Raw genomic sequence first — 25,280 nt, forward strand, 5'->3', positions numbered from 1 at the left:
ACAGACCTACAGACGCTCGCCGACGTACTCGGTGAGGTCGACGAGGCGGTTGGAGTAGCCCCACTCGTTGTCGTACCAGCTGGAGACCTTGACCAGGTTGCCGCTGACGTTGGTGAGCTCGGCGTCGAAGATCGACGAGTGCGGGTTGCCCTGGATGTCGCTGGAGACGATCGGGTCCTCGGTGTACTCGAGAATGCCCTTGAGACGGCCTTCGGCCGCGGCGGTCTTGTAAACCGCGTTGATCTGGTCGACCGTCAGACCCTCCGTGGGCGTGACGATCGTCAGGTCGACGATCGATCCGGTGGGAACCGGAACGCGGTACGACGAGCCGCTCAGCTTGCCCTGAAGTTCCGGCAGGACGAGGCCGATGGCCTTGGCCGCACCGGTCGACGCGGGAACGATGTTGATCGCGGCGCCGCGCGCACGGCGCAGGTCGCTGTGAGGGCCGTCCTGCAGGTTCTGATCGGCGGTGTAAGCGTGGGCCGTCATCATGAAGCCGCGCTCGATACCGAAGGCGTCGTTGAATACCTTGGCGAGGGGCGCGAGGCAGTTGGTCGTGCACGACGCGTTCGAGATGATGACATCGGTCTCGGGGTTGTAGGTCTCTTCGTTGACGCCCATGACGATGGTTGCGTCGTCGCCGGTGGCGGGCGCCGAGATCAGGACCTTCTTCGCGCCGCCGGCGATGTGCTTCTTGGCGTCTTCGGCCTTCGTGAAGCGCCCGGTCGATTCGATGACGATGTCCACACCGAGCTCGCCCCAGGGCAGGTTCGCGGGGTCGCGCTCTTCGAAGACACGGATCTTCTTGCCGCCGACGGTGATGGAGTCCGCGTCGTACGTGACGTCTTCGGTCAGAACTCCGCCGACCGAGTCGTACTTGAGCAGGTGAGCGAGGCTCTTGTTGTCGGTGAGGTCGTTCACCGCCACGATTTCCAGGTCAGCGCCCTGCGCGAGTGCCGCGCGAAGGTAGTTGCGTCCGATACGGCCGAAGCCGTTGATGCCGATCTTGACAGACACGGTGTCTCCCGATTCTCATGGCGCGGGGCGGCGCCTTTAGGTGCGCGGATACGCGCGTTTTCGGATGAAAGGAGGACGCCGGACCCTCGACTCAGCGAGGGCTCAGCGGCGTCCTCGCCTTCGTCACGACATTACCAGCAGACCCGCAGTCTTCTCACGGGCGGTCTCAAAGCGCGTCTGAACGTCTGCCCAATTGGCGATGTTCCAGAAAGCCTTCACGTAGTCGGCGCGGACGTTCTTGTAGTCCAGGTAGTACGCGTGCTCCCAGACGTCCAGGAGGAGGAGCGGAACCGTGCCCGCGGCGAACTGCGACTGCTGGTCGAAGAACTGCTGGATGATCAGGTTCTGACCGATCGAATCCCAGAACAGTCCGGCCCAGCCGGATCCCTGGACGCCGAGCGCGGCGGCGGTGAAGTGAGCCGTGAACTTGTCGAACGAACCGAAGTGGTCATCCATGGCGGCCGCGAGTTCGCCGGTGGGCTTGTCGCCACCGTTCGGCGAGAGGTTGGTCCAGAAGATGGAGTGGTTCGTGTGCCCGCCGAGGTTGAAGGCGAGGTCCTTCTCGAGCTTGTTGACGAACGCGTAGTCGCCCTTGTCGCGGGCCTCGGCCAGTTGCTCGAGCGCCGTGTTGGCGCCGGTCACATAAGCCTGGTGATGCTTGTCGTGGTGCAGCTGCATGATCGAGGCACTGATGTGCGGCTCGAGTGCGGCGTAGTCGTAGGGAAGTTCGGGCAGCGTGTAAGTCGCCATAGTCGTATTTCCTCCTGTCGGTGCCACGCTTCGCGCGGCGCGGATGACGTTCTCATCCTAACGAGGGGCAACACAGAGGCCAGGGACTTGCTTCCCGATCCGGAACATGGATCGGATCGCTGTCGCGTCGCCCCTGCGTTCGATCAGGCGTCGACGTCGACGGGGATCCCCGCCTCGGTCCCGGGGATGCCCTCGTCCTCGGCACGCTTGTCGGCCATCGCGAGCAGGCGACGGATGCGGCCCGCGACAGCGTCCTTCGTGAGTGGCGGATCGGCATGGTGCCCAAGTTCGTCGAGACTCGCCTCGCGGTGTGCGAGGCGCAGCTCGCCGGCCTCCCGCAGGTGGTCGGGAATTCCGGGTCCGAGAATCTCAAGAGCTCGCTCGACGCGCGCGCACGCAGCCACGGCAGCTTGGGCCGAACGTCGCAGGTTGGCATCGTCGAAGTTCACGAGGCGGTTCACTCCCGCGCGAACCTCGCGCCGCTGGCGCAACTGCTCCCACTCCGCCGCCGCGCGCACGGCACCCATGGCCTGCAGGATGGCACGAATGGCCTCTCCGTCACGCACGACGACGCGGTGCACACCCCGCACCTCGCGGGCCTTCGCCGCCACGCTCAGACGATGTGCGGCGCCGACGAGCGCCATCGCGGCTTCGGATGAGGGGCAGGTGACTTCCAGCGCCGCCGAGCGGCCGGGATCGGTCAGGGTGCCAGCGGCGAGGAAAGCTCCGCGCCAGATCGCGGCGAGGTCTTCGCGGGATCCCGTCGTGAGCTTGTTGGGCAGACCGCGTACGGGACGACGACGCTGATCGAGCAGGCCCGTCTGACGCGCGAGTGTCTCGCCGCCCTCGATGACCCGAACCACGAAATGGCCCTCCTGACGAGAGGAGGATGCTTGGACATGCCCGAGCTCGGGACGAACACCATAGAGCTCGACCAGGTCACGCGCCGTACGACGCGCGAGCACCTCGGAGTCCAGCTCCGCTTCGATCGCGATCCGGTTCGCGATGGAGTGCAGTCCGCCCGAGAAACGCAGCAAAGACGTCACTTCGGCGACGCGCGCCGTTGCCCGCGACTCACGGATGGTCACCAGTTCGGCCTTGACATCGGCGGTGAGTGGCAACCTGCGCTCCTCGGATCGGGTCGAACGTGAACCCGCCTAGCCTACTCGCGACCGAGATCCCGATGCTTCACTCGCACGGCGACCCCGGGCACGGAGGAGAGCCGAGCGGCCAACTGCTCCGCCATGGCGACCGAGCGGTGTTTGCCCCCGGTGCACCCCACGGCGACCGTGGAATGGCGCTTGTTCTCGCGCTGGTACCCGGCCAATACGGGCGCCAGGGACAACGCGTAGGCATCCAAGAATTCGGTCGCCCCCTCTTGTGCGAGCACGAAGTCTCTCACCCGTTCGTCCTGACCGGTGAGGTGGCGAAGATCTTCGTTCCAAAAGGGGTTGGGGAGAAATCTCATGTCCGCCACGAGGTCCGCGTCCGGCGGAACCCCGTACTTGAAGCCGAAGCTCTGCACGGTGATCGCGTGGCGCGCGGAACTCTCCTCCAGGAACAGCTCCGACACCGTGGTCGCGAGCTGGTGGATGTTGTAGGCGCTCGTGTCGATGATCAGATCCGCGCTCTCGCGGATGGGAGCGAGACGGCGACGCTCCCGATGGATCCCGTCGAGGATCGTGCCTTCGCCCTGCAACGGATGCGGCCGACGGACCGCTTCGAAACGGCGCACGAGAACTTCGTCGGACGCATCCAAGAACACGAGCCGGACCTGGCGGCCCTTGCGGAGTGCGCTCATCACGTCGGGGAGGTCCTCGAAGAGCCCTCTTCCGCGCACGTCCACAACCGCGGCGACACGGGGAAGCGCTCCGGCGGCGAGGCCCGTGATGTCGAGCAACGGCCGCAACATCTGCGGCGGCAGGTTATCGACCACGTACCAGTCGAGGTCTTCGAGCGCGTTGGCGACTGTCGACCTGCCCGCCCCCGACATGCCGGTGACCACCAGGACTTCCCCCGCGCTGCCGTCCGTATCCGTCATCGCTCCGCCCCGATTCGCCCTTCTTCTAGCCTACTGACTCGGCGAGGGGCGGGACGCTCGCGCCCTCGACGGCTGCTGACACCTCCGCGGCATCCTGCAGCCGCGACTGAATGGTCGCGGCGAGCTTCGGCCCGATGCCCTTCACTTCGGTGATCTCATCCGCACTGGCGCGCTTCAGAGCCGCGACGGAACCGAAGTGCCTCAACAGGACCCGAATACGTTCGGCGCCGAGTCCGGGGATCTCGGCGAGGACGCTCTGGATGTCTTTGCGGCGACGGGAACGCTGATGTGTGATCGCGAACCGGTGAGCTTCGTCTCGCAGCCGCTGCAACAGGTAGAGCGCCTCGCTCGTGCGCGGCAGGATGACCGGATACTCGTCGCCGGGAAGCCAGACCTCTTCCAACCGCTTCGCGATGCCGCACAGGGCGATCTCTTCATGCCCCGAGTCCGCGAGGGCTCGCGCCGCGGCCTCGACCTGTGGCCGACCGCCGTCTACCACGAGGAGCTGCGGCGGGTACGCGAAGCGGGGGCGTTTGCGCGGCGCGCCCTCAATCTCGGGCTCTTCGGGCCGGTCGAGGTAGGCCAGTCGACGCGTCAGAACCTGGTGGAGGGAGTCCGTGTCATCCGTCGTCTCGGCGATCGAAAACGACCGGTACTGGTCTTTACGCGGCAGCCCATCCTCGAAAACGACCATCGACGCCACGACGTTGGACCCGCTGAGGTGCGACACGTCGAAGCACTCGATCCGCAGGGGCGCCACGGCGAGGCCCAGCGCCTCTTGCAGGTCTGTGAGCGCCTGGCTGCGGGCGATGTAATCGCTCGTGCGGCGCGTCTTGTGCAGCATGAGCGACTGTTGGGCGTTGAGGTTCGCCGTGCGCTGCAAGTCCGCCTTGCGTCCCCGCTGCGCGGTCTGCACCGTAACGGGTCGCCCGCGCTTGTCGCGCAGCCACTCCTCGAGCTCTGTCGCATCCGAGGGGAGCGTCGGCACGAAGACGCGGCGCGGGATGTCTGCTGCCGGGGCGTCGCCGTAGGCGCGCTGCAGGACCTGATCGACCAGATCGCCGCCCTCGATGTCGAGTTCTTTCTCGATCGTCGACGCACGCACGCCACGGATGCGTCCACCTCGGATGACGAAGTGCTGCACGGTCGCGGCAAGTTCGTCCTCGGCGATGCCGAACAGGTCCGCATCGACGTCCTCACCCAGCACGAGCGCGCTACGCGAGAGCACCGCGTCCACGGCCGCGAGCTTGTCTCGATAGCTCGCCGCGCTCTCGTAGTCCATCGCGGCCGACGCCTCGCGCATACGGGCAGACAGCTGCGTCCGGAACCTCTGATCGCCGCCGGACATGAACGCGACGAAGTCATCCACAATCGCCCGATGCTCGTCGATCGTCACCTTCATCGAGCACGGCCCGCCGCACTTGCCGATCTGACCGGGGAAGCAGGGACGCCCCGTCTGCATCGCTTTGCGATAACTCGAGTCGCTGCACGTGCGGATCGGGAAGACCTTGATCATCAGGTCGATCGTGTCGTGCACCGCCCAGATCTTCGGATACGGTCCGAAATACTTTGCCCCGGAGATCCGCCGATTGCGGGTGACGACAACGCGCGGAGCCTCGTCTCCCAGCGTGATCGCCATGAAGGGGTAGGACTTGTCATCGCGGTAGCGCACGTTGAAGGGCGGATCGAATTCCTTGATCCACATGTACTCCAGCTGCAACGCTTCGACATCGCTTCCGACGACGGTCCACTCGACGGACGTCGCGGTCGTGACCATGCGGCGGGTTCGCTCGTGAAGGGTGTGCAACGGCGCGAAGTAGTTGCTCAGCCGCGACCGAAGATTTTTCGCCTTGCCCACATAGAGAACGCGCCCGGAAGCATCGCGAAACCGATACACGCCCGGATTGGTGGGGATCTCCCCCGCCCGGGGACGATACGGGAGCTGCGGGCGGGACGGCGCGGCGGCCACGGCTACCCCGCCTTGCGCTGCTCGCGCTGTCCCAGCACCTCCGCCAAGAAGGCGCCGGTGAAGCTGTTCTCGTTGCGGGCCACCTGCTCGGGCGTGCCCGTCGCGACGATCTGACCGCCGCCGGAGCCACCCTCGGGCCCGAGGTCGATGACCCAGTCCGCGGATTTGATGACATCCAGGTTGTGCTCGATGACGATGACCGTGTTGCCCTTGTCCACGAGACCGCCCAGTACCTCGAGCAGGCGCCGGACATCCTCGAAGTGCAGGCCGGTGGTCGGCTCGTCGAGAACGTAGATACTGCGTCCATTGCTGCGGCGCTGCAGTTCGGTGGCGAGCTTGACGCGCTGCGCCTCTCCCCCACTGAGCGTCGTGGCCGACTGGCCGAGACGGACGTATCCGAGCCCAACATCGACCAGTGTCTTGAGGTAGCGGTGGATCGCCTGGATCGGCTCGAAGAAGTCTGCCGCCTCTTCGATCGACATCTCCAGGACTTCGGCGATGTTCTTGCCCTTGTAGTGCACGGCGAGCGTGTCGCGGTTGTACCGCTTGCCGTGGCACACCTCGCAGTCCACGTACACGTCTGGCAGGAAGTTCATCTCGATCTTGATCGTGCCGTCGCCGGAGCACGCGTCGCAGCGTCCGCCCTTGACGTTGAAGCTGAAGCGACCGGGCTGGTACCCGCGCACCTTCGCCTCGGGGGTCTCGCTGAACAGCGTGCGAACGCGGTCGAAGACGCCCGTGTATGTCGCCGGGTTGGAGCGCGGCGTGCGGCCGATCGGGTTCTGGTCGACGTGCACGACCTTGTCGAGATCGTCCAAGCCCGTGACGCGTGTGTGCTTGCCGGGAACCGTGCGGGCGCCGTTCAGGCGTGACGCCAGCACCTGATACAGGATGTCGTTGACGAGCGACGACTTACCCGAGCCGCTCACGCCGGTGACGGCGGTGAGTACCCCGAGCGGGAAGTCCGCGCTCACGTTCCGCAGATTGTTCTCGCGCGCACCGACGACCGTGATCTTGCGGTTCTTGTCGATCTTGCGGCGCTTGCGGGGCGTCGGGATCTCACGGCGCCCGGCGAGGTAATCGCCGGTGAGCGAATTCTCGTCGGTCAGGAGCGCCTCATACGGGCCGGAGTGGACAACCGTTCCGCCGTGCACGCCGGCCAGCGGCCCGATGTCGACGACCCAGTCCGCGGCCTGGATGGTCTCTTCGTCGTGTTCGACGACGATCAGCGTGTTGCCGAGGTCGCGCAGGGTCTCGAGCGTTCGAACCAGACGACGATTGTCGCGCTGGTGTAGCCCGATCGACGGCTCGTCGAGGACGTAAAGCACGCCGGTCAGGCCCGAGCCGATCTGCGTCGCGAGTCGGATGCGTTGCGCCTCGCCACCGGAGAGCGAACCGGCCGAGCGACCGAGGTTCAGGTAGGTGAGTCCGACCTGCAAGAGGAAGTCCAAGCGCACACGGATCTCGCGCAGGACCTGCGCCGCGATCTTCGCTTCACGATTCGTGAGCTGCAGCGTCTGCATGAACTCGTAGGCATCGGACAGGCTCAGCCGTGTGACATCCGCGATCGAATGGCCGTGCACCTGTACGGCCAGCACCTCGGGCTTCAGGCGGGCGCCGTCACACACGGGGCACGGGACTTCGCGCAGGAACTCTCCCCAGCGGCCACGCTGCGTGTCGGACTCCGCCTGCAACCACTGGCGCTCGATGTAGGGCACGACGCCCTCGAACCCAGAGGCGTAGCGCATCTCGCGCCCGTAGCGGTTCTTCCACTTGACGGTGACCTTGTAGTCCTCGCCGCGCAGGACCGCCTCGCGGACCTCTTCCGGGAGCTTCCGCCATGGCGTATCGAGAGAGAAGTCCAGGTCGCGGGCGAGACCCTCGAGGAGGCGCTCGTAGTACTGGAAGAGCCCCTTGCCCTGAGTGGTCCAGGGGACGATGACACCTTCTCGGATCGACGCGGACTCGTCGCCGAGCAGCAGATCCACGTCCACGGCCATCCGGGTGCCGAGCCCCGAGCACTCCGGGCACGCGCCGAACGGCGCGTTGAACGAAAACGTCCTCGGCTCGATCTCGGTGAGTTGCAAGGGGTGACCGTTGGGGCACGAGAGCTTTTCGGAGAAGCTCTGCCAGGCTTCGTCGCCCTCTTCGTCAACGAAGTTGACCTGCATCACTCCGCCCGCGAGCCCCAGCGCGGTCTCGACGGAATCCGTCACACGCCCGAGGATGTCGGGACCCGCCACCAAGCGGTCGACGACGACCGCGATGTCGTGCTTGTAGCTCTTCTTCAGCGCCGGCGGCTCGGACAGTTGGATCAAGTCACCGTCGACGATCGCGCGAGAGTACCCCTTCGCCCCAAGCTCGCGGAACAGGTCGACGAACTCGCCCTTCTTCTGGGTCACGATGGGAGCGACGATCTGGTAGCGCGTACCTTCGGGCAACTCGACGAGCTGGTCGGCAACCTGCTGAACCGTCTGTCGTTGGATGACCTCGCCGCACACCGGGCAATGCGGTACGCCGATGCGCGCCCAGAGGAGGCGCAGGTAGTCGTAGATCTCGGTGATCGTGCCGACCGTCGACCGCGGGTTGCGGTTGGTCGACTTCTGGTCGATGCTGACGGCCGGGCTGAGGCCCTCGATGAAGTCGACGTCGGGACGATCGACCTGACCCAGGAACTGGCGCGCGTAGGCGCTCAGCGACTCGACGTAACGACGCTGCCCCTCGGCGAAGATCGTGTCGAACGCGAGGCTCGACTTACCCGATCCGCTCAACCCCGTGAAGACCACCAGCGAATCACGCGGAATCTCGAGGTCGACGTTCTTGAGGTTATGAACCCGAGCGCCTCTGACGCTCAGTTTCGACGACGTAGCAACGGGGACGATAGGCACTCGTCAAGTGTAGGAGCGGCCACCGACACCGGCTTCGCGGTTCGCGGTGAGCGGATGTCTGAGCCCGAACGCGTGCGCACACCCGTCACTGAATTCAGGGCCTTCCGCCGCGGCCGGCGAACGGGCCGAGCGCGTCCCGCAACGCCGCAAGACGTTCCGCATCGAGCCCAACGGACGCCATTACCTGCGTCGGCACCTCGAGGGCGCGCGTGCGGAGCGCCGTGCCCGCCGGGGTGAGCGCTATCCGCAGCATCCGCTCGTCGTCCGGTGATCGATCCCTGCTGACCAGGCCCTGCGACTGCAGGCGCTTGATCAGAGGCGACAGGCTCGCGGGCTCGAGGGCGAGTTCTTCGGCCAGCTCGCCGAGCGATCGAGGCGCGCTCTCCCACAGGGCGAGCATGACGAGATACTGCGGATGCGTCAGCCCGAGCGGCTCCAGGATGGGCCGGTAGATCGACACCACGTTGCGCGCCGCCGTGACGATCGCGAAGCACACCTGGTTGTCGAGGCGCAGCAGATCGTCGGGAGTTGGCATGCACCCAGTCTAGCGATTACTTAGTACACTAATTGTTATGACCCACAAGACCCCGCTCCGGCAACGCATTCGCGAAGCGGGCGGGCTGTACCAATGGTTCAACGCATCGCTCATCCGCGTCGCGGGCCCCGCGGCAGTCGGACCCTACGACGACGTCGCGCCCGAGCCGTCCGGTCCCGCCCCGTGCCCGATCTGCCACGCACCGATGGACAGTCACACCATCGATCGCTCCGGCCCGAAGCCGCTGCTGCACTGCCCGTAGCTGCGGGTTAGGCCGCGACCGCGGATCAGGCGTGCCCGGCGCGCTCCATCGCCCGCAGCTCGCGCTTGAGGTCCTGGACCTCGTCGCGCAGACGCGCCGCGAGTTCGAACTTCAGCTCCGACGCGGCCGCGAGCATCTGCGCGCTGAGGTCGCCGATCGTCGCCTCGAGCTGGTTCGCACCCTCGGCCGCGATCCCCTGGTGGCCCTTCGTGCTGAGCGATCGGGGGGTCGGCGCCTTGCCTTTCCCGCGCCCGGCCTCGCGCTTCGAGAGCATCTCGGCGGTGTCGGCACCCTCGCGCGCCAGCACCTCGGTGATGTCCGCGATGCGCTTGCGCAACGGGGTCGGATCGATTCCGTGCTCGAGGTTGTACGCGACCTGCTTCTCGCGGCGACGATCCGTCTCGTCGATCGCCTTGCGCATCGAGTCGGTGATCCGATCGGCGTACATGTGCACCTCGCCGGACACGTTTCGAGCCGCGCGACCGATGGTCTGGATCAGGGATGTCCCGGACCGCAGGAACCCCTCTTTGTCGGCGTCGAGGATCGCCACGAGCGAGACCTCGGGCAGGTCGAGCCCCTCACGGAGCAGGTTGATGCCGACCAGGACGTCGTAGACACCGGCTCGCAACTCGGTCAACAACTCCACGCGACGGAGCGTGTCGACATCGGAGTGCAGGTAGCGCACGCGCACGCCGTGCTCACCCAGGAAGTCCGTCAGCTCTTCCGACATCTTCTTCGTGAGGGTCGTCACCAGTACGCGCTCGTCGCGCTCGACGCGCAGTCGGATCTGCTCGAGCAGGTCATCGATCTGTCCCTTGGCGGGTTTGACGATGATCTGCGGATCAACGAGCCCTGTCGGACGGATGATCTGCTCGACGATGCCATCCGCGATGCCCATCTCGTACCGACCCGGCGTCGCCGACAGGTACACCGTCTGACCGACGCGGTCCTTGAACTCGTCCCACCGCAAGGGGCGGTTGTCCATGGCGCTCGGGAGACGGAAGCCATGGTCAACGAGCGTGCGCTTGCGTGAGGCATCCCCCTCGTACATCGCCCCGATCTGGGGAACGGTGACGTGGGACTCGTCGATCACGACGAGGAAATCATCGGGGAAGAAGTCGAGCAGGCAGTGCGGTGCCTCTCCTGGCCCACGGACGTCGATGTGCCGGGAGTAGTTCTCGATCCCGGAGCAGAAGCCGAGCTGCTGCATCATCTCGAGGTCGAACGTCGTGCGCATGCGCAGCCGCTGGGCCTCCAGCAACTTGCCCTGGCCCTCGAGCTCTTTCAAACGCTCCTCGAGCTCGGTCTCGATCGTGCCGATCGCGCGCTGCATGACGTCCGTTCCCGCGACATAGTGCGAAGCGGGAAAGATCGGGACGGCGTCCAACTTCTCGAGGACATCGCCGGTCAGCGGATGCAGGCGGTACAGCGCCTCGATCTCGTCGCCGAACAACTCGATGCGGATCGCATACTCCTCGTAGACCGGGATGATCTCGATCGTGTCACCCCGCACGCGGAAGTTGCCGCGCGAGAAGTCGACGTCATTGCGGTTGTACTGCATCGAGATGAACTTGCGGATCAGGGCATCGCGGTCGTAGCGCTCCCCCACCTGGAGCGCGACCATGGCGCGCAGATACTCCTCCGGGGCACCCAGACCGTAGATGCAGGAGACCGTGGACACCACGACCACATCGCGCCGCGACAGCAGCGAGTTGGTCGTCGAGTGCCGGAGCCGCTCGACCTCGGAGTTGATCGAGCTGTCCTTCTCGATGAACGTATCGGTCTGCGGAACGTACGCCTCGGGCTGGTAGTAGTCGTAGTACGAGACGAAGTACTCGACGGCGTTGTTGGGCATCAGTTCGCGGAACTCGTTCGCGAGCTGCGCGGCCAGGGTCTTATTGTGCGCCAGGATCAGGGTCGGCCGCTGCACCTGCTCGATCAGCCACGCCGTTGTCGCCGACTTGCCCGTACCCGTTGCGCCGAGCAGCACGACGTCGGTCTCGCCCGCATTGATGCGCTGAGCGAGATCCGCGATGGCTGTGGGCTGGTCACCCGAGGGCTGGTACTCGCTGACGACCTCGAACGGCCGCACGCTGCGCGTGGTCTGCATGCTTCGAGCCTAAGCGGGGCCTCCGACACCGGCTCTGCTGTTCGCGCTCCGCGCACGCCGGAGAGGACCGGCGGAATCAGGATGCGACGCTCAGCCGCTCCCAGAGGGCGTCCGTCTGCTCGAGTGTGTGCTCGATCGTGCCGGCCGTATCGATGACAACGTCGGCGATAGCGAGCCGCTCGTCGTCGGAGACCTGCGATGCGATGCGACGCGCGGCTTCGTCTGCTGTGAGGCCGCGCTCCGTGACCAAACGGGCGGCACGCACGTCCGCCGGTGCGTGCGCAACCACGACAAGGTCCCATGGGTCGCCCGCCCGGGCTTCGGCAAGCAGCGGAACGTCGTAGACCACCACGCCGTCGGGATCCGCCTCACGCGCCTCGGCGAAGCGTTCCTGGGATCGGATACGCACGGCGGGATGGACGATGCGGTTGAGTCGAGCGACAGCGGCATCGTCGCCGAACACGATGGCACCGAGCGCCGCGCGATCCAAAGATCCGTCAGACCGGATGACGTCGGTGCCGAACGTTTGTGCAATGTGCTCGAGCACTGCGGATCCAGGAGCCTGAACCTCGCGCACGATGGCGTCGGCATCGACTATGACGGCTCCGTGTTCGGCAAGACGACGGGCGATCGTCGACTTGCCCGCCGCGATGCCTCCCGTGAGTGCGATAAGGGGCATGGATCGAGCATGCCATGCCCGAAAGCGACGCGAGCAAACGACCCCGCAAACCTCAGGATCGGCTCAAGACGCGACCTGAAGACGACCCTGAGCGCGGACTGAGCCGCCCTTGAGACTGACCCCCTAACGTCATATCTGTCGCACCGAGCGGGTCGAAGATGAGGACCGCGAGCCGCGACAACGTACGAATGAACAGCACGAGAAAACGACGCGGGGGGCGTTGGATTCTCGGGCAGCAGTAAAGAGAAGAGCGAGAGCCGGGGGGATCTCGCTATTCGATACATCGGTGCCGGCGCCAGCCGTCCGACCACGTCGCTCGCGACCGCATGCCTCTGAGTCCTGACGGGTTCAGCACGCCATGCAACGACACACGTCTGGGGAGACGTCGAGCACAGGGACTGGACGGCGGCGGGCCCGTATGTACTAACTCGTCGCGCGCGAGACCACCCGAATCGGTCTCAGCCCGCAGCATCCACCCCTCGACAGTTAGGACACGAATGCCTGGGGAAGCATTCAGAAGAGTCTTCTGGGATATCATCACCGAAGTCAGCGCACCTTCCGTCACGCGTGCCTGGCCAGGAGGGGTGTTGGTGTCGAACTCGGGCGTCGCGGTGGTCATCGAGGACGACACGGACATACGTGTGCTGATCTCGCAGGTCCTCGAGCAGGCCGGATTCGTGGTGCACGCGGCATCCTCTGGCATGGACGGGATCGAGCTTGTTCGAGAGCATCAACCGGTCGTGACGACCCTCGATGTCAGCATGCCCGGAATCGACGGCTTCGAGACGGCCAAGCGGATTCGCGAGGTCAGCGACACTTACATCGTCATGCTCACCGCCCGTGCCGACGAGATCGACACGTTGCAGGGACTCCAGGCCGGGGCTGATGACTACGTCACGAAGCCTTTCCGCCCGCGAGAGCTCCGAGCCCGCATCGAGGCCATGATGCGGCGACCGCGCACCGCGGCACCGGCCACGGTCACCCCCATCGAGTCAGCGCCCTCCGCGGTGGCCGCGGCAGCAGCGGCGAACAGCGCACCGACCGCTGCGTCGCAACAGGATGACTCCGACGGATGGTACGAGCACCGCGGTCTTCGCCTTCATCCCGAGATGCGCATCGCCATGGTCGACGGTGCAGACGTCGAATTGACGCGCAGCGAGTTCGACATCATGGCGGACCTCCTCTCGGCCGGCCGCCGTGTCGTCGGCAAGGACGACCTCGCACTCATGCTCCGTGGCGGACGATACGCGGGCGGGAGCGGCTTCGTGAGCGAACACGATGTGCGCGCAATCGAGGTGCACGTCGCGAACCTCCGGCGCAAGCTCGGCGAATCTGCGGCGAAGCCGCGCTGGATCGAGACGATCCGCGGCGTCGGCTACCGCCTGACATCTGCCTGATCACTATCGGCGCCTGAACTTGTTCGGCGCCTGAACTCGTTCGGCGTCTGAACTCGTTCCCCGCCTGAACTCGTTCCGCGCGGGCTCGGACTCAGACGGCGCCGGCGATCATCACGGAAGCATCCGGACTCGAAGCCGAGCGCACGGCCGCGTCGTTCGCCGCGGTCAACAGCGCCTCCGAGTCGTAGCCCGCGATGTCGCTGACAGCGATGCCCACACCGAGAACGGGAACCACCGACGTTCCGATCGATCCGAAGTCGTCCAGCAGACGACGGTGGATACGGCTCGCGACGCGACGCGCGTCCCCGATCGAGGACGGTTGCAGAGCGATGACGATGCCCGTCGATCCCGCGTGGCCGACGATCGCCGAGGTGGGCGCGTAGCGACGCGTGCCGACCCGCCACGCGTGCGCGATGTCCTGAGCCTCGACGGCGCCGAAGGCGGTCGCGATCTGGGGCAGATCATCGAGTCGGACCGAGATCACAGCGATCCGCTCGCTGAACGCCGCGGCCCGGTGTGTCAGGTCGCCGAACAGCTTGGCGAACGACTCGTCGTCGTACAGCCCGTCGGAATCCAGGAGCAGGGTCGTGCTGTCGCCGCGCCCGCGCAGGCGTGCCTGCCCGGACCGAAGCACCGACATCGACACGACGGCCACGATCGTCAGGATGATGGTGAGAAAGGACGTCGTAATCGATCCGAACCACGTCAGGAAGAATTCATCCGTCGGGCCTAGCAGCGCGAAGACGATGGAGCGTGCGACGTAGTACAGGCTCTGCACGCCGAGCACGAGCGTCAGCGCGACCGTGGTGGCACTGCGCCCCATCGCCGCGCGGCGCGACTCGACCGCACCCAAGCCCGCCAGAACGGCGAGAGCGATGAACATCACGAGCGCTCCCGCCCAGTCCCCGCCGTCCGGTCCCGCGACGAGGGTCGCGATGAACGCTGCAGCGGCAGAACCCGCGACGATCCATGCGGAGACTTTCAACGAGCGACCGTTGTAACTGCGGGACCCGACCCATAGGCAGCCGGTTCCCACGACGAACGACGCGTTACCGATCGCGATGGCGAGCCCCGCCTCGCCCGAGGCGACCCAAGCCAGGTAGCAGAGGGTCGTCAGGATGCCCGCGATGAAGGCGAGCGACCAGATCCGACCGGCGCCCGTGTCGCGTCGCAGCACGGTGTCAAGGACGAACTGCACCCCCGCGACGACCACGACGACCGCGGTGCAGATCGAGATCGAGAACATGTCGAAGACCATCAGGCTTCTCCCCGCGGGTCGGTGGCGGGCAGTCGGACGATGAACGTCGCTCCCTCGCCGGCTCGTGTCTGGACGGTGATCTCGCCGCCGGAGGCGCGCACGATGTCTCGCGTGATGGCGAGCCCCAGCCCGCTTCCGTGCGTCGTCGTCTTGCGGACGGCATCCGCGCGGAAGAAGCGCTCGAACAGGCGCGGCAGCTCCTGCTCGCTGATGCCGGGGCCGTCGTCGCGGACGATGATCCAGGCGTGCAGGCCGTCGGAAGTGAGACCCACCTCGATGTGGCCGCCGTCGTCGTTGTACTTCACCGCGTTCGAGAGCAGATTGTCCATCACCTGACGGATACGGTGCGGGTCCGCGTACGCCATCGCGGGTTCGACGCCGGACGCATCGATCGTGATGCGTCGCTCCCCCGCCGGAGGAATGACCGCCTCGATCGACGCCATCACCACCTCCGCCAGATCCGACATCTGCGGTGTGACGGTGAGGTCCACGCCCTGTCGGGACGCCGCGGAGACGGTGAGGATGTCGGACACCAGTTCGAGCAGACGGGTCGCGTTGCGCTCGGCGACCTCGAGGCTTCGTCGTGCCGTCGGCGCGAGGGAATCTTCGTCGAGGGCCAGATCGAGGTATCCGATGATCGACGTCAACGGGGTGCGCAGCTCGTGCGATACGGATGCCACGAGGTCCTCGCGCGCTCGTAGAGCGAGCTCTTCCGTCGTGACGTCTCGAGAGATCACGATCGTGCCGGCGTCCTGACCGTTGACATCCTGGATGCGACGGGCGGTCATGCTCAGCGCGCGACGGCTGTCGTCACCCGGTTCGCCATACCAGACCAGCTCGTTCTCGAAGAGTTCGCCGGCGCGGGCGCGAGCGAGCGGCATCTCGTCGGCGAGCAGGCGCGTAACGCCATCCGCTCCGAAAGCGGCAGCCTCGGCACCCTTGGACCTCGCGCGCTGAAGCCGAGCGTGGGCCTCGTTCGTGACGGCGAGCGAACCGTCCGGTGAGATGCGGATCACACCGAAGTCGACGGCATCCAACGCATCCGTCACGATGTCTTCCTGGCGCCGAGCGCGCTCGACCGAACGTTCGAGGTTGCGTGTCTGTTTGTCGAGCAGCTCGCGCTGCGCCCCGGAGCGGCGGGCTGCCAGGTACGCGATGGTTGCGACGGCTGCCACCGATATGGGCAGCAGGAGAGAAGTGGCGGTCAGCCCCTGGCCCGGGCTGATCGCGATCAGCACCCAGAAGAAAAGTGAGACGCTGACGACCGCCAGCACCGTCCCGACGACCCCGTACATGTAAGCGATCCACATCGCGGGGAATGCCCACAATATCCCCAGCCCCGAGTCGGGCGAGGCGTATCTGAGGATGGCGATCGCAACGATGTCTGCAGCGGGAATGGCGACGCTCACGACCGGCGCGAGCCGGTTCCAGGGAACGATGAGTGCGACTCCCGTTGTCGCGAACACAATGGCGATGCCGATGAGGAAAGCGTCGAGGTTTTGCGCCTGGCCGAGAGCGAGGATCACGAGGGCCCCGATCAAGACGATGCTGCCGAGCAGAACCTGATTCTGCAGCACCGTGCGTTCGCGGACACTGTCGTTGATGCGTGAGCGCCGCGCGAGTGCGGCGTCTGAGGTCATTGCTGAAACTTACCGCGCCGGGGGCCGCCGAAGTGCGAGCCACGCAGACCGCTACCCCCGCTTCGGCGCAACGGAATCCCTCGAATCTGGTGTGCCCGACGCGTCCTGCATTTCGTACTGGGCCACCAGCTCACGTTCCCGGGCGTGCGGGGGAAGGAAGAACGCCACCAGGCACGCGCCGAGTGCGATCGCGATGGCGCCGACGAGGTAGGCCGCGAGAGCGCCCGAGACCAGGCTGTGACTCGCCGCGGCGAGAATCTCCGTCTTGTACTGCGGGTACTGATCGGCGACGTGCAGGGCCGAGGCGAAGGATGCCTGGAGCGCCCGCGTGACGCTGTCGCTGATCTGCGAGGCCTCGGAACTCGCGGCGATCGAACGCGCGAAAGCAGCCGCGAAGCCGCTCGCCAGAATCGCGCCGAGCAGGGCCTGCATGATGGAGCCGCCGAGGTCGCGTTGTAGATCGGAGGTCGCAGAGGCCATGCCCACGCGACGGACGGGCGTGCTCTCGGTCAGAGCGCGTGAGGCGGGCGTCATCGCGAACGCCGCTCCCGCACCGATCACGAGGAACCCGAAGCCGATCAGCGGGTACGGCGTCTGTTCACGCCAGAAGAGCATGGTCACGAATCCGACGAACACGAGCGCGTAACCGACGAGCATCGTCACCCGAGAGCCGTGCGAGGTGACGAGGCGCGCCGAGATCGGGGCGATCGCCAGCAGACCGACGGCCGCGGGAACAACCGCGAGCCCGGCCGCGAGGGTGTTGTATCCGAGGATGTTCTGCAGAAACTGCTGACCGACGAACATCGCCCCCATGAGCGAGCCGAACACGATCGTCCCGGCGGCGGCCGGCACCCAGAAGAGGCGCCGCCGCGCGACGCGCAGATCGTAGAGCGGATGCTTCGTCACGGCCTGACGCCACCCGAACAGCACCAGCAGAACCAGTGCCGCGACGAGCAGGACCGCGCCGGTGAGCACCTGACCAGGCGCGAAGACCATGCTGATACCGAGCACGAGCGCGGCGATGGCGAGAGTAGCGAGCACCCCGCCGCGATGGTCGACCGGGTCGCTGGATTCCTTCACGTGAGCGGGCACGAGGATGACGACGAGCACAAGCGCCACGGCCGCGAACGGCAGAGCGAGCAGGAAAGCCGACCCCCACCAGAAGATCTGCAGGAGAAGACCCGCGAGCACCGAGCCGACGACCGTGGCCATGGCGCTGACGCTCGACCAGAGCGCAATGGCGCCGGTACGTTTGGGACCGTTGGCCCACAGCGCCGTGATGAGCGAAAGTGTCGTCGGGTACGCCATCCCGGCGGCGATCCCCGTGAAGATGCGGGCGACGATCAGGAGCTCGACAGAGGGCGCGAAGGCCGAAAAGAGACTCGCCACGAGCGTGAGCGCAAGCCCCAGCATCAGCAGCTGCTTCCGGCCGTAGCGGTCCGCCAAGGCCCCCAGGTAGAGCACGGACATCGCGAGCCCGAGCGAACACCCGAGCGCCACGAGATTCAGGGATGTCTGACCGGCACCGAACGCGTCACCGATGTCCGGCAGCGCGATGTTCGCTGCCGCGAGGTTGATGTTGCATACCAGCGCCGCCAGAATCAGCGCGGCGAGCACCAACGGTGCGCGCCGGGGGGTGTCCGCATCCGGAGAAGCGGGGGCGGGCGGCGGTACGGCATCGGTCATGGCATCACGTTATCGCCCGCCCGCTGCCGGCATTGCGCAGACCGGTCGCGTATACAGGGTGCATGAGCGCACAATCAGCCCCCGCATCCGACTCCCGCCCTCTCGCCCTCGTGACGGGCGCCACGGGAGGCATCGGCGGCGCGATCGTGCGGGACCTGACGCGAACCCACCACGTGATCGCCGTCGGACGGGACGTCGATTCGCTGGCACGGCTGGCCTCCGAAACCGGAACCGAAACACAGGTCGTGGAATTGACCGATGCCGCGGCGGTCGAGCGGCTGGCGGCCCGACTGGATCGTCTCGATGTTCTCGTGCACGCCGCCGCGATCGCCGACGTCCGCTCGGTCGAACAGGCCACCGAGGACGATTGGGAACGTCAGCTCCGGATCAATGTCATCTCGCCTGCCTTGCTCACACGGGCGACGCTGCCACTCATCCGTCGCGCCCAGGGCACGGTCGTCTTCATCGGGTCGGGATCGGGAACGCGCCCCTCGGCGGGCAGCGCCATCTACACGGCCTCGAAGTTCGCCCTCCGTGCGATCGCTGACGTGCTGCGTCTGGACGAGGAACGGCACCGCGTCCGCGTCGTCACCGTCGCCCCGGGACCGACCGACACCGCCATGCAGCGCACCATGGTGGCCGACGCGGGCGGAACGTACGACCCCGAGGTCTACATCCGGCCGGAGTCCGTCGCCCGCGAAGTGCGACGCGTCGTGGACGCACCGGCCGACGTACAGATCACGGATGTCGCGGTGCGACCCCGCGTCGAGGTGCGCCGGGGCTGAAGCGAACACCGCAGGAGCAGAGGCGCAACGCCACAGGGGCCGAGGCCCGAAGGCCCCGACCCCTGTCGGTTGTTGCGAAATCGCGGCTTAGCGGCCGGCGAGCTTCTCGCGAAGAGCCGCGAGCGACTCGTCGTCAGCAAGCGTGCCTGCTCCGGCCGACTCGCTCGAGAACGACGACGACGCGGATGCTTCGGGCGCTGCAGCCTCGGCCTCGGCGGCCTTGGCGACGAGAGCCTTGTGGTGCTCCCAGCGAGCCTGGGCAGCGGCGTACTCCTGCTCCCATGCTTCGCGGGCGGCGTCGAAGCCTTCCTTCCACGCCTGCGTCTCGACGTCGAAGCCCTCGGGGTACTTGTACTCGCCGTTCTCGTCGTACTCGGTCGCCATGCCGTAGAGGGCCGGGTCGAACTCGGTGCCGAACGGATCGATCGAGTCGTTCGCCTGCTTGAGCGAGAGCGAGATGCGGCGACGCTCGAGGTCGATGTCGATGACCTTGACGAACACCTCTTCGCCCACGGACACGACCTGCTCGGCGAGCTCGACGTGCTTGCCCGACAGCTCCGAGATGTGCACGAGGCCCTCGATGCCGTCCGCGACGCGGACGAACGCACCGAACGGTACGAGCTTGGTGACCTTACCCGGCGCGACCTGACCGATCGCGTGCGTACGGGCGAAGACCTGCCACGGGTCCTCCTGCGTCGCCTTGAGGGACAGCGAGACGCGCTCGCGGTCGAGGTCGACCTCGAGGATCTCGACGGTGACCTCCTGGCCGACCTCGACAACCTCGCTGGCGTGCTCGATGTGCTTCCACGAGAGCTCCGAGACGTGCACGAGGCCGTCCACGCCACCGAGGTCGACGAACGCACCGAAGTTGACGATCGACGAGACGACGCCCTTGCGGACCTGGCCCTTATGCAGCGCGTTGAGGAAGTTCGTGCGCGACTCCGACTGCGTCTGCTCGAGCAGCGCACGGCGGCTCAGGACGACGTTGTTGCGGTTCTTATCGAGCTCGAGGATCTTCGCTTCGATCTCCTGGCCGAGGAACGGCGTGAGGTCGCGGACGCGACGCAGGTCGATGAGCGAGGCGGGGAGGAAGCCGCGGAGACCGATGTCGACGATCAGACCGCCCTTGACGACCTCGATCACCTGACCGGTGACGACCCCGTCGTTCTCCTTGATCTTCTCCACGTCACCCCAGGCACGCTCGTACTGAGCGCGCTTCTTGGACAGGATGAGGCGTCCCTCTTTGTCCTCCTTCTGGAGAACAAGAGCCTCGACAGCGTCGCCGAGCTTGACGACCTCATTGGGGTCGACGTCGTGCTTGATGGAAAGTTCGCGCGAGGGGATGACACCCTCGGTCTTGTACCCGACGTCGAGGAGGACCTCGTCGCGGTCGATCTTCACGACGGTGCCTTCGATGAGGTCTCCGTCGTTGAAGAACTTGAGGGTCTTCTCGACCGCGGCCAGGAAGTCTTCAGCAGATCCGATGTCGTTGATCGCGACCTGCTTGGGAGCCGTGGCGGTCGTTGCGGTAGTCATGTAGTGGGTTGTCCTTGTTGGTTGTATGGTCGGGCTCCGACCCTGATCGAACGCCATGAGGACGAACGGATACCCGGGGCCGGGCGAAGCGGATTTCTTGTTGCCGCGCATGCACGGCGAGAACGTCACAGAAGTGACATTCAAGGGTATCAGAACGGTGCCGCCGCCCGCAGTATGCCCGCTCTTCGGCTAAAGACGGATTCCGATCCAGCCGAGATTGCCGGTGCCGAGCAGCAGCACGAATACTCCGACCAGCACGAGCACGATCGACATCACGAATCCGGAGTCACGCTCGATCCAGTCCTGGAATCGCTCCATGCGGGCGCGAACGCCCCCACGGGCAACCGAGAACAGGACCGTGATGCCCGCGACGGTGGATACGGAGGCCGCCACGAAGACCGCCAGCATGATGACCAGAACCAACAGGGACGGGTCCTCGTGTCGCACACGCGTCGCCGCGGTGGCCGTGAGCAGAAGCGCCTCGGGATGGATCGCGAAGCTCGCCCCGAGCGCGACGGTCAGCGTCGGTGTGAGGTTGCGCACTCCCCGCACGAGGGGCGACGTCCGCGGCGGCGCGTTCCGACGCCGCACGATCTGAATGATTCCGAGCGTCACCATGAGCAGACCGGCGACGACCTCGATCCAGCCGATCAACGTCTTGTCGCCGAACTGGGGCAGGCGCACGGCGTGCAGCACACCCGCGAACAGTCCGACGATCACGAGCAGCGCAGCCGCGTAGCCGATCGTGATGAGCCATCCCGGCCGTGACGTCCCACTGGAGAGGACGACGACGATCGTCGTGACGATCGGGATCGTCGTGAAGGCCACGGTCAAACCGAGCGCGATGAGCACCAGCCATTCGGCCACCGTCGCACTCCTTCCCGGGTCGTAGGGGGCGCGTCGCGAGGGATGCCCTCGGCAAGTGTGCCAGGACGGCGGCGGATCAGGCGCGCTCGACGTCCACCCAGGCCATCATGTCCTGCCGCACCCGCCTCGGATCGACACCCGCGCGGGGCGCCAACTCGGCGATGTACTCGGCGACGAGCGCCGTGGCTGCGGCCCTCGTGACGCGAGCCGTTCCGGCATACCGCGTGCGCAAGACCGTCACGACCCAGACGACATGCTCGGGCCGGATCGAGACGCCGCGTCCCGATGCGCCCTCCACCGCGGCCCGTGCGCGTTCGTCGAGGCTCCGACGCGTGAAGCTGGCGAGCACTTGCGGGTCGAGACGTCCCGTTGCCAAGAGCGCGGTGATCGTATCGCTGAGCTCGGACCAGGTCACGAGCGGCAGGGCGGGATCGACCGCGCGCAGGGCGCGAATGGATGCCGGTGCCCGCGCATCTTCGACGCGTTCCGCGTGACGCGCGTGGTTCACGGCCCGGAGGCGGACGGGGCGTGTGAGGTCCTCGCTCTCGTGCTCGTGCTCGTCCGCGTTCTCGGCGAGATCCTCGCCCACGGGTTCGACGTGCGGGTCCGGAGCGGGCTCGCGCTGAGCACCGGACTCGGGCTCGGCACGAGCCGCGCGCTCGGACTCTGCATGAGCTGCGCGCTCGGACTCATGAGACTCGAGCTCGGGCTCGACATGAGATGCGGGCCCGATCTCGGGTTGAGGCACGGCCTCCGCATCCGGAGCGTCCGCGACATACTCCGCGAGCACCCGTGCCGCGAACAGGGCGAGGGGGACGGTGGCGAGTTCTCGAACGGTCAGTGCCTCATCCTCCGCCCCGGCGGTCTGCAGCAGGCGGGCGGCGGTATCCAAGGCTCGGTACGTCTCCGCCGCGTCGAACGGACGGATGCGCGCCCACGCATCCCACACGGCCTGCAATTCACGCGCGTACCCAGCCATTGCATTCGAGGTCGCCTCATCGCCGGAGAATGTCGGCGCTCCCGCGAGAACGCCCAGCATGCCGACGAGGTCACGATCGACGACGGGCACACCGTCCTCCACCACAGCGTGATCGACAAGCATGCGATCGAGGTAGGGCCCCACGCCCGCCACGACGAGCTCGAGGGCATCGCCCACCAGCGCTCTGTTCTCAGTCCCCACTGCGGTCCCTGCCTTCGGCGGCCCCGGACTCCGCCCCGCGGCGAAGTCTCCGACGAGGTGGCTTTGGGTGCGAGTGTAGCGAGGCTCAGCGCGACGCGCCGAGACACGGCACGCACTTCGTCGCGGCGGGCCTCAGCCGAAGCCGGCCCTCGACGATCCGCTCGCCGCACCGTGTGCATCGGCCGTACTCCCCCGCGTCGAGCCGTTCGCGCGCGTGTTCCAGGTCGTCGAGCTCGGCGAGGTACTCGCCCCGGAGACCCTCGGCCCGTGACCATTCGGTGATGAGCGTCGAACCCTCGGGGTCGTGCTCGTCGTCCGTCCATTCTTCGCGGGCGCCGCGGATGCCGATCAGTTGAGCCTCGACCAGGGCGAGACGCGTCTGGATCTCGTCGCGACGCGCGCGGATGAAGCCGGCGTAGTCGGGCGCATCGCCCGCCGACGGTCCCGGAATCTCGGCCCCCGCGGTCATCTCTCCACGATAGATCGGCGGGTGACGACGGGGGCCGTCGGGCTCAACCGCGGAGCGCGCGCAGACCGTCGACCAAAGGCGTGGTCGGCCGCCCGATGATCCGCGACAGCGTCCCGTCGGCGCTCGAGAGCACACCACCGGCGATGGCCTGATCGAGACCGACCACGAAGCCCACCGTTCCTGCGTCCAGACCCGCGGCTTCGAGTCCCGCGGCCAGCTGGTCGCTCGTCAACCGCTGGTAGGCGACCTCGCGACCCAGAACCTCGGATGCCGCGGCTGCGAAGTCGTCGAAGGTCCATGCCACGTCGCCGGCGAATTCGTAGACCCGACCGACGTGTCCGTCGCCGACGAGCGCGACGGCGGCGCCCTCGGCATAGTCGATGCGGCTCGCGCTGGCGATCCGGGCGTCGCCGACGGACGACGCGACGACGCCGGTCTCGGCCGCGCGGTCGAGGTCTGCCGCATAGTTCTCGGTGTACCAGCTGTTGCGAACGATCACGGCCGGGATCCCGGATGCGGAGATGGCCCCTTCGGTCGCTCGATGATCGGCGCCGAGCGCATAGTCGAACGTCGTCGCCTGCGGAGCGCTCGTGTAGACGAGGCGCTCCACTCCGGCGGTCTTCGACGCGTCGATGACGTTCCGGTGGCCGGCGAGGCGAGCCCCGGGCGCGGAGCCCGAGATGAGCAGCACGCGATCGACTCCCTCGAGTGCCGCCGCGATCGTCTCAGGGCGGTCGTAGTCGAGCTCGACGGTGCGGATGCCGCGTGCGGCGAAGTCCTCGATCTTCTCGGGCGAGCGTGCGCCCGCGACGAGCTCGGCGGGGTCGATGCCCCGGGCTACCAACGCCTCGATGACGAGGCGGCCGAGGTGTCCGTTGGCGGCGGTGACGAGGTAAGTCATGGTGGTTCCCTTTCGACGGCGGATGTCTGCTGTTGCCAACCGCATCCATGGTCGACTGCATTCCGGCAGTCGGGTACCCACTTTTTGGTAAGGTACCCACATGGTGGTAAGTCTTGCGGACATCCGGGCCGTGACCAGCGACGCGGTCTTCACCGATGGATGCCCGACGCGCACGGTGCTCGATCACGTGATGAGCAAATGGGGCGTGCTCGTTCTCCTCGCCCTCAGCGAGGGCACGCTCCGCTGGGGCGCACTGCGCCGCGAGGTCGACGGCATCAGCGAGAAGATGCTCGCCTCGACCCTCCGCACGCTCGAGGCCGACGGTCTGGTCCACCGCGAGTCCTACCCCGAGGTGCCGCCGCGCGTGGAGTACGCGCTCACCGATCTCGGCCGAGACATGATGGAGCGGGTTCTTCCGCTCATGGACTGGATCGCGGCCAACGCGCCCGCGATGCTCTCGCGGGCCGACTGACGTCCCGCCGAAAGACGCCGAGCGCACGACCTGCGCGCGAGTGCACGACCTGCGCACCGTATCCACGTCGTGCACTGGGCTGGATGTCGTGCACTCGGCGATTGCCGTCGCGGACTCAGGCGCGAACGGCCTCGACGATGTCGGTCGAGCCCGTGTTGAACTCGATCGTGCGGCGGATCGTCGAGGGCTCGGCGAGCACCGCGGCGATGACCGCCGCGACATCCGCGCGCGCCACCGTGCGCGACTCGGTGCCGCCGACATCGATCCGTCCCGTCGGCGGGTCGAGCGTCAGGCCGCTCGGGCCGAGGATGGTCCAGTCCAGCCCCGTGTCCTCAAGATATCCGTCGGCGGCCGCCTTCGACTCCGCATAGGCGAAGAACGAGTTGTCCGCGGGCACACCGTGATCGGGTCCGGCTCCGAAATAGGACACCATGACATAGCGCTTCGCTCCGGCGGCTTCGGCGGCATCCATCGAACGGATGGCCGCGTCACGATCGATCGCGTACGTCCGCTCGGGGTCTCCCCCGCCGGCGCCCGCCGCCCAGACGACGCCGTCCTGGCCCGCGAACAGCGCAGCGAGCTCGTCGCGGTCGAGATTCGCGACGTCCGCGACCAGAGCGCTCGCGCCATCCGCCTCGACATCGGCCGTCTGATCGGCGTTGCGGATGACCGCCGAGACCTGGTCACCACGTGCGGCCAGGATCGGGGTCAGAAGACGGGCCACCTTGCCGTGACCACCGATAATCAGAATCCGGGACATGCGAGCCTCCTCGATCGTTCGGAACCATCCAGCCTATGCGCGCCCGCGCCTGGCCTGGCCGGTACCGGCATACCGTGG

The 25,280-nt window shown here is 66.8% G+C and carries 22 protein-coding genes; 4 read left to right on the forward strand and 18 right to left on the reverse strand.

Going from position 1 to position 25,280, the window contains the following annotated elements; genetic code table 11:
* Nucleotides 1-6: 6 nt before the first annotated feature.
* The 7 genes from gap to ACIQ0W_RS03800 all read right to left on the reverse strand — a co-directional run bounded on the left by gap (nucleotide 7) and on the right by ACIQ0W_RS03800 (nucleotide 9,200).
* Nucleotides 7-1,017, reverse strand: a complete 1,011-nt coding sequence (gap, locus tag ACIQ0W_RS03770) for a type I glyceraldehyde-3-phosphate dehydrogenase (RefSeq protein ID WP_100813090.1) — start codon at nucleotides 1,015-1,017, stop codon at nucleotides 7-9.
* Nucleotides 1,018-1,140: 123 nt separating this feature from the next.
* On the reverse strand, nucleotides 1,141-1,767 hold the full coding sequence (locus ACIQ0W_RS03775) for a superoxide dismutase (RefSeq protein WP_304687353.1): 627 nt from the start codon (nucleotides 1,765-1,767) through the stop codon (nucleotides 1,141-1,143).
* A gap of 143 nt (nucleotides 1,768-1,910) precedes the next feature.
* A complete protein-coding gene (gene whiA / locus ACIQ0W_RS03780) occupies nucleotides 1,911-2,888 on the reverse strand; it encodes a DNA-binding protein WhiA (RefSeq protein WP_036295881.1) in 978 nt (325 codons plus the stop codon).
* Nucleotides 2,889-2,929: 41 nt separating this feature from the next.
* On the reverse strand, nucleotides 2,930-3,808 hold the full coding sequence (gene rapZ / locus ACIQ0W_RS03785; protein WP_036295878.1) for an RNase adapter RapZ: 879 nt from the start codon (nucleotides 3,806-3,808) through the stop codon (nucleotides 2,930-2,932).
* 25 nt (nucleotides 3,809-3,833) lie between these two features.
* Nucleotides 3,834-5,777 (reverse strand): excinuclease ABC subunit UvrC, encoded by a 1,944-nt coding sequence (uvrC, locus tag ACIQ0W_RS03790; protein WP_396641497.1) that lies wholly within the window; start codon nucleotides 5,775-5,777, stop codon nucleotides 3,834-3,836.
* A gap of 2 nt (nucleotides 5,778-5,779) precedes the next feature.
* Nucleotides 5,780-8,665 carry an excinuclease ABC subunit UvrA gene (gene uvrA / locus ACIQ0W_RS03795; RefSeq protein ID WP_036295875.1) on the reverse strand — a complete coding sequence of 962 codons (2,886 nt, stop codon included), beginning with the start codon at nucleotides 8,663-8,665 and terminating at the stop codon, nucleotides 5,780-5,782.
* A gap of 94 nt (nucleotides 8,666-8,759) precedes the next feature.
* Nucleotides 8,760-9,200, reverse strand: coding sequence for a MarR family winged helix-turn-helix transcriptional regulator (locus ACIQ0W_RS03800; RefSeq protein ID WP_036295873.1), 441 nt, complete (start codon nucleotides 9,198-9,200; stop codon nucleotides 8,760-8,762).
* Nucleotides 9,201-9,237: 37 nt separating this feature from the next.
* On the opposite strand from ACIQ0W_RS03800, the gene ACIQ0W_RS03805 reads away from it, so the two are divergent.
* Entirely contained in the window at nucleotides 9,238-9,462 is a 225-nt protein-coding gene (locus ACIQ0W_RS03805) for a hypothetical protein (RefSeq protein WP_036295871.1), read from the forward strand.
* A gap of 25 nt (nucleotides 9,463-9,487) precedes the next feature.
* Here ACIQ0W_RS03805 and uvrB read toward each other — a convergent pair whose 3' ends face one another.
* Together uvrB and coaE are read right to left on the reverse strand one after the other, a co-directional pair.
* Nucleotides 9,488-11,572: an excinuclease ABC subunit UvrB gene (gene uvrB, locus ACIQ0W_RS03810; RefSeq protein ID WP_396641498.1), complete on the reverse strand. Its 2,085-nt coding sequence runs from the start codon at nucleotides 11,570-11,572 to the stop codon at nucleotides 9,488-9,490.
* Nucleotides 11,573-11,648: 76 nt separating this feature from the next.
* Nucleotides 11,649-12,251, reverse strand: coding sequence for a dephospho-CoA kinase (gene coaE, locus ACIQ0W_RS03815; RefSeq protein ID WP_396641499.1), 603 nt, complete (start codon nucleotides 12,249-12,251; stop codon nucleotides 11,649-11,651).
* Nucleotides 12,252-12,841: 590 nt separating this feature from the next.
* On the opposite strand from coaE, the gene ACIQ0W_RS03820 reads away from it, so the two are divergent.
* On the forward strand, nucleotides 12,842-13,648 hold the full coding sequence (locus ACIQ0W_RS03820; RefSeq protein ID WP_396641500.1) for a response regulator transcription factor: 807 nt from the start codon (nucleotides 12,842-12,844) through the stop codon (nucleotides 13,646-13,648).
* Between the two features lie 91 nt (nucleotides 13,649-13,739).
* Here ACIQ0W_RS03820 and ACIQ0W_RS03825 read toward each other — a convergent pair whose 3' ends face one another.
* Genes ACIQ0W_RS03825 through ACIQ0W_RS03835 form a run of 3 tightly spaced genes read right to left on the reverse strand, consistent with a single transcriptional unit; the run spans nucleotide 13,740 to nucleotide 18,232 of the window.
* Nucleotides 13,740-14,906 (reverse strand): hypothetical protein, encoded by a 1,167-nt coding sequence (locus ACIQ0W_RS03825; RefSeq protein WP_396641501.1) that lies wholly within the window; start codon nucleotides 14,904-14,906, stop codon nucleotides 13,740-13,742.
* Nucleotides 14,906-16,546, reverse strand: a complete 1,641-nt coding sequence (locus ACIQ0W_RS03830; RefSeq protein WP_051513228.1) for a cell wall metabolism sensor histidine kinase WalK — start codon at nucleotides 16,544-16,546, stop codon at nucleotides 14,906-14,908. The genes ACIQ0W_RS03825 and ACIQ0W_RS03830 overlap by 1 nt, the downstream gene beginning before the upstream one ends.
* A 51-nt stretch (nucleotides 16,547-16,597) precedes the next feature.
* Complete coding sequence (locus ACIQ0W_RS03835; RefSeq protein WP_304687344.1) at nucleotides 16,598-18,232, reverse strand: MFS transporter; 1,635 nt, start codon at nucleotides 18,230-18,232, stop codon at nucleotides 16,598-16,600.
* 62 nt (nucleotides 18,233-18,294) lie between these two features.
* Between ACIQ0W_RS03835 and ACIQ0W_RS03840 the strand changes: the two genes are divergently transcribed.
* Nucleotides 18,295-19,017, forward strand: coding sequence for an SDR family oxidoreductase (locus tag ACIQ0W_RS03840; RefSeq protein ID WP_396641502.1), 723 nt, complete (start codon nucleotides 18,295-18,297; stop codon nucleotides 19,015-19,017).
* A gap of 87 nt (nucleotides 19,018-19,104) precedes the next feature.
* Here the strand turns inward: ACIQ0W_RS03840 and rpsA are convergent, their stop codons facing one another.
* The 5 genes from rpsA to ACIQ0W_RS03865 all read right to left on the reverse strand — a co-directional run bounded on the left by rpsA (nucleotide 19,105) and on the right by ACIQ0W_RS03865 (nucleotide 23,970).
* Nucleotides 19,105-20,553 carry a 30S ribosomal protein S1 gene (gene rpsA, locus ACIQ0W_RS03845; RefSeq protein WP_036297343.1) on the reverse strand — a complete coding sequence of 483 codons (1,449 nt, stop codon included), beginning with the start codon at nucleotides 20,551-20,553 and terminating at the stop codon, nucleotides 19,105-19,107.
* Between the two features lie 189 nt (nucleotides 20,554-20,742).
* The gene (locus tag ACIQ0W_RS03850; protein WP_396641503.1) at nucleotides 20,743-21,420 is read right to left on the reverse strand and encodes a GAP family protein; all 678 of its coding nucleotides are present in this window, start codon (nucleotides 21,418-21,420) and stop codon (nucleotides 20,743-20,745) included.
* 76 nt (nucleotides 21,421-21,496) lie between these two features.
* Nucleotides 21,497-22,576: a hypothetical protein gene (locus ACIQ0W_RS03855; RefSeq protein WP_396641504.1), complete on the reverse strand. Its 1,080-nt coding sequence runs from the start codon at nucleotides 22,574-22,576 to the stop codon at nucleotides 21,497-21,499.
* Nucleotides 22,577-22,685: 109 nt separating this feature from the next.
* Entirely contained in the window at nucleotides 22,686-23,069 is a 384-nt protein-coding gene (locus ACIQ0W_RS03860; protein ID WP_396641505.1) for a TraR/DksA family transcriptional regulator, read from the reverse strand.
* A 43-nt stretch (nucleotides 23,070-23,112) separates the two neighbouring features.
* Nucleotides 23,113-23,970: an SDR family oxidoreductase gene (locus ACIQ0W_RS03865; protein ID WP_396641506.1), complete on the reverse strand. Its 858-nt coding sequence runs from the start codon at nucleotides 23,968-23,970 to the stop codon at nucleotides 23,113-23,115.
* A 100-nt stretch (nucleotides 23,971-24,070) separates the two neighbouring features.
* Here ACIQ0W_RS03865 and ACIQ0W_RS03870 point away from each other — a divergent pair, with 100 nt between their 5' ends.
* A complete protein-coding gene (locus ACIQ0W_RS03870; RefSeq protein ID WP_396641507.1) occupies nucleotides 24,071-24,442 on the forward strand; it encodes a winged helix-turn-helix transcriptional regulator in 372 nt (123 codons plus the stop codon).
* Nucleotides 24,443-24,557: 115 nt separating this feature from the next.
* Here the strand turns inward: ACIQ0W_RS03870 and ACIQ0W_RS03875 are convergent, their stop codons facing one another.
* Nucleotides 24,558-25,202, reverse strand: a complete 645-nt coding sequence (locus tag ACIQ0W_RS03875; protein WP_396641508.1) for an SDR family oxidoreductase — start codon at nucleotides 25,200-25,202, stop codon at nucleotides 24,558-24,560.
* Nucleotides 25,203-25,280: the final 78 nt, after the last annotated feature.

The sequence above is a fragment of the Microbacterium sp. genome, from assembly GCF_044340635.1.
GTDB lineage: Bacteria > Actinomycetota > Actinomycetes > Actinomycetales > Microbacteriaceae > Microbacterium.

Coding starts and splice junctions, on each gene's coding strand:
- ACIQ0W_RS03800 (WP_036295873.1), bottom strand. CDS start 9,200: ATGCCAACTCCCGACGATCTGCTGCGCCTCGACAACCAGGTGTGCTTC.
- ACIQ0W_RS03805 (WP_036295871.1), top strand. CDS start 9,238: ATGACCCACAAGACCCCGCTCCGGCAACGCATTCGCGAAGCGGGCGGG.
- ACIQ0W_RS03825 (WP_396641501.1), bottom strand. CDS start 14,906: ATGGTCTTCGACATGTTCTCGATCTCGATCTGCACCGCGGTCGTCGTG.
- coaE (WP_396641499.1), bottom strand. CDS start 12,251: ATGCCCCTTATCGCACTCACGGGAGGCATCGCGGCGGGCAAGTCGACG.
- ACIQ0W_RS03860 (WP_396641505.1), bottom strand. CDS start 23,069: ATGACCGCGGGGGCCGAGATTCCGGGACCGTCGGCGGGCGATGCGCCC.
- uvrB (WP_396641498.1), bottom strand. CDS start 11,572: ATGCAGACCACGCGCAGCGTGCGGCCGTTCGAGGTCGTCAGCGAGTAC.
- rapZ (WP_036295878.1), bottom strand. CDS start 3,808: ATGACGGATACGGACGGCAGCGCGGGGGAAGTCCTGGTGGTCACCGGC.
- ACIQ0W_RS03840 (WP_396641502.1), top strand. CDS start 18,295: ATGAGCGCACAATCAGCCCCCGCATCCGACTCCCGCCCTCTCGCCCTC.
- ACIQ0W_RS03865 (WP_396641506.1), bottom strand. CDS start 23,970: ATGACTTACCTCGTCACCGCCGCCAACGGACACCTCGGCCGCCTCGTC.
- ACIQ0W_RS03775 (WP_304687353.1), bottom strand. CDS start 1,767: ATGGCGACTTACACGCTGCCCGAACTTCCCTACGACTACGCCGCACTC.
- ACIQ0W_RS03875 (WP_396641508.1), bottom strand. CDS start 25,202: ATGTCCCGGATTCTGATTATCGGTGGTCACGGCAAGGTGGCCCGTCTT.
- rpsA (WP_036297343.1), bottom strand. CDS start 20,553: ATGACTACCGCAACGACCGCCACGGCTCCCAAGCAGGTCGCGATCAAC.
- ACIQ0W_RS03830 (WP_051513228.1), bottom strand. CDS start 16,546: ATGACCTCAGACGCCGCACTCGCGCGGCGCTCACGCATCAACGACAGT.
- ACIQ0W_RS03870 (WP_396641507.1), top strand. CDS start 24,071: ATGGTGGTAAGTCTTGCGGACATCCGGGCCGTGACCAGCGACGCGGTC.
- ACIQ0W_RS03835 (WP_304687344.1), bottom strand. CDS start 18,232: ATGACCGATGCCGTACCGCCGCCCGCCCCCGCTTCTCCGGATGCGGAC.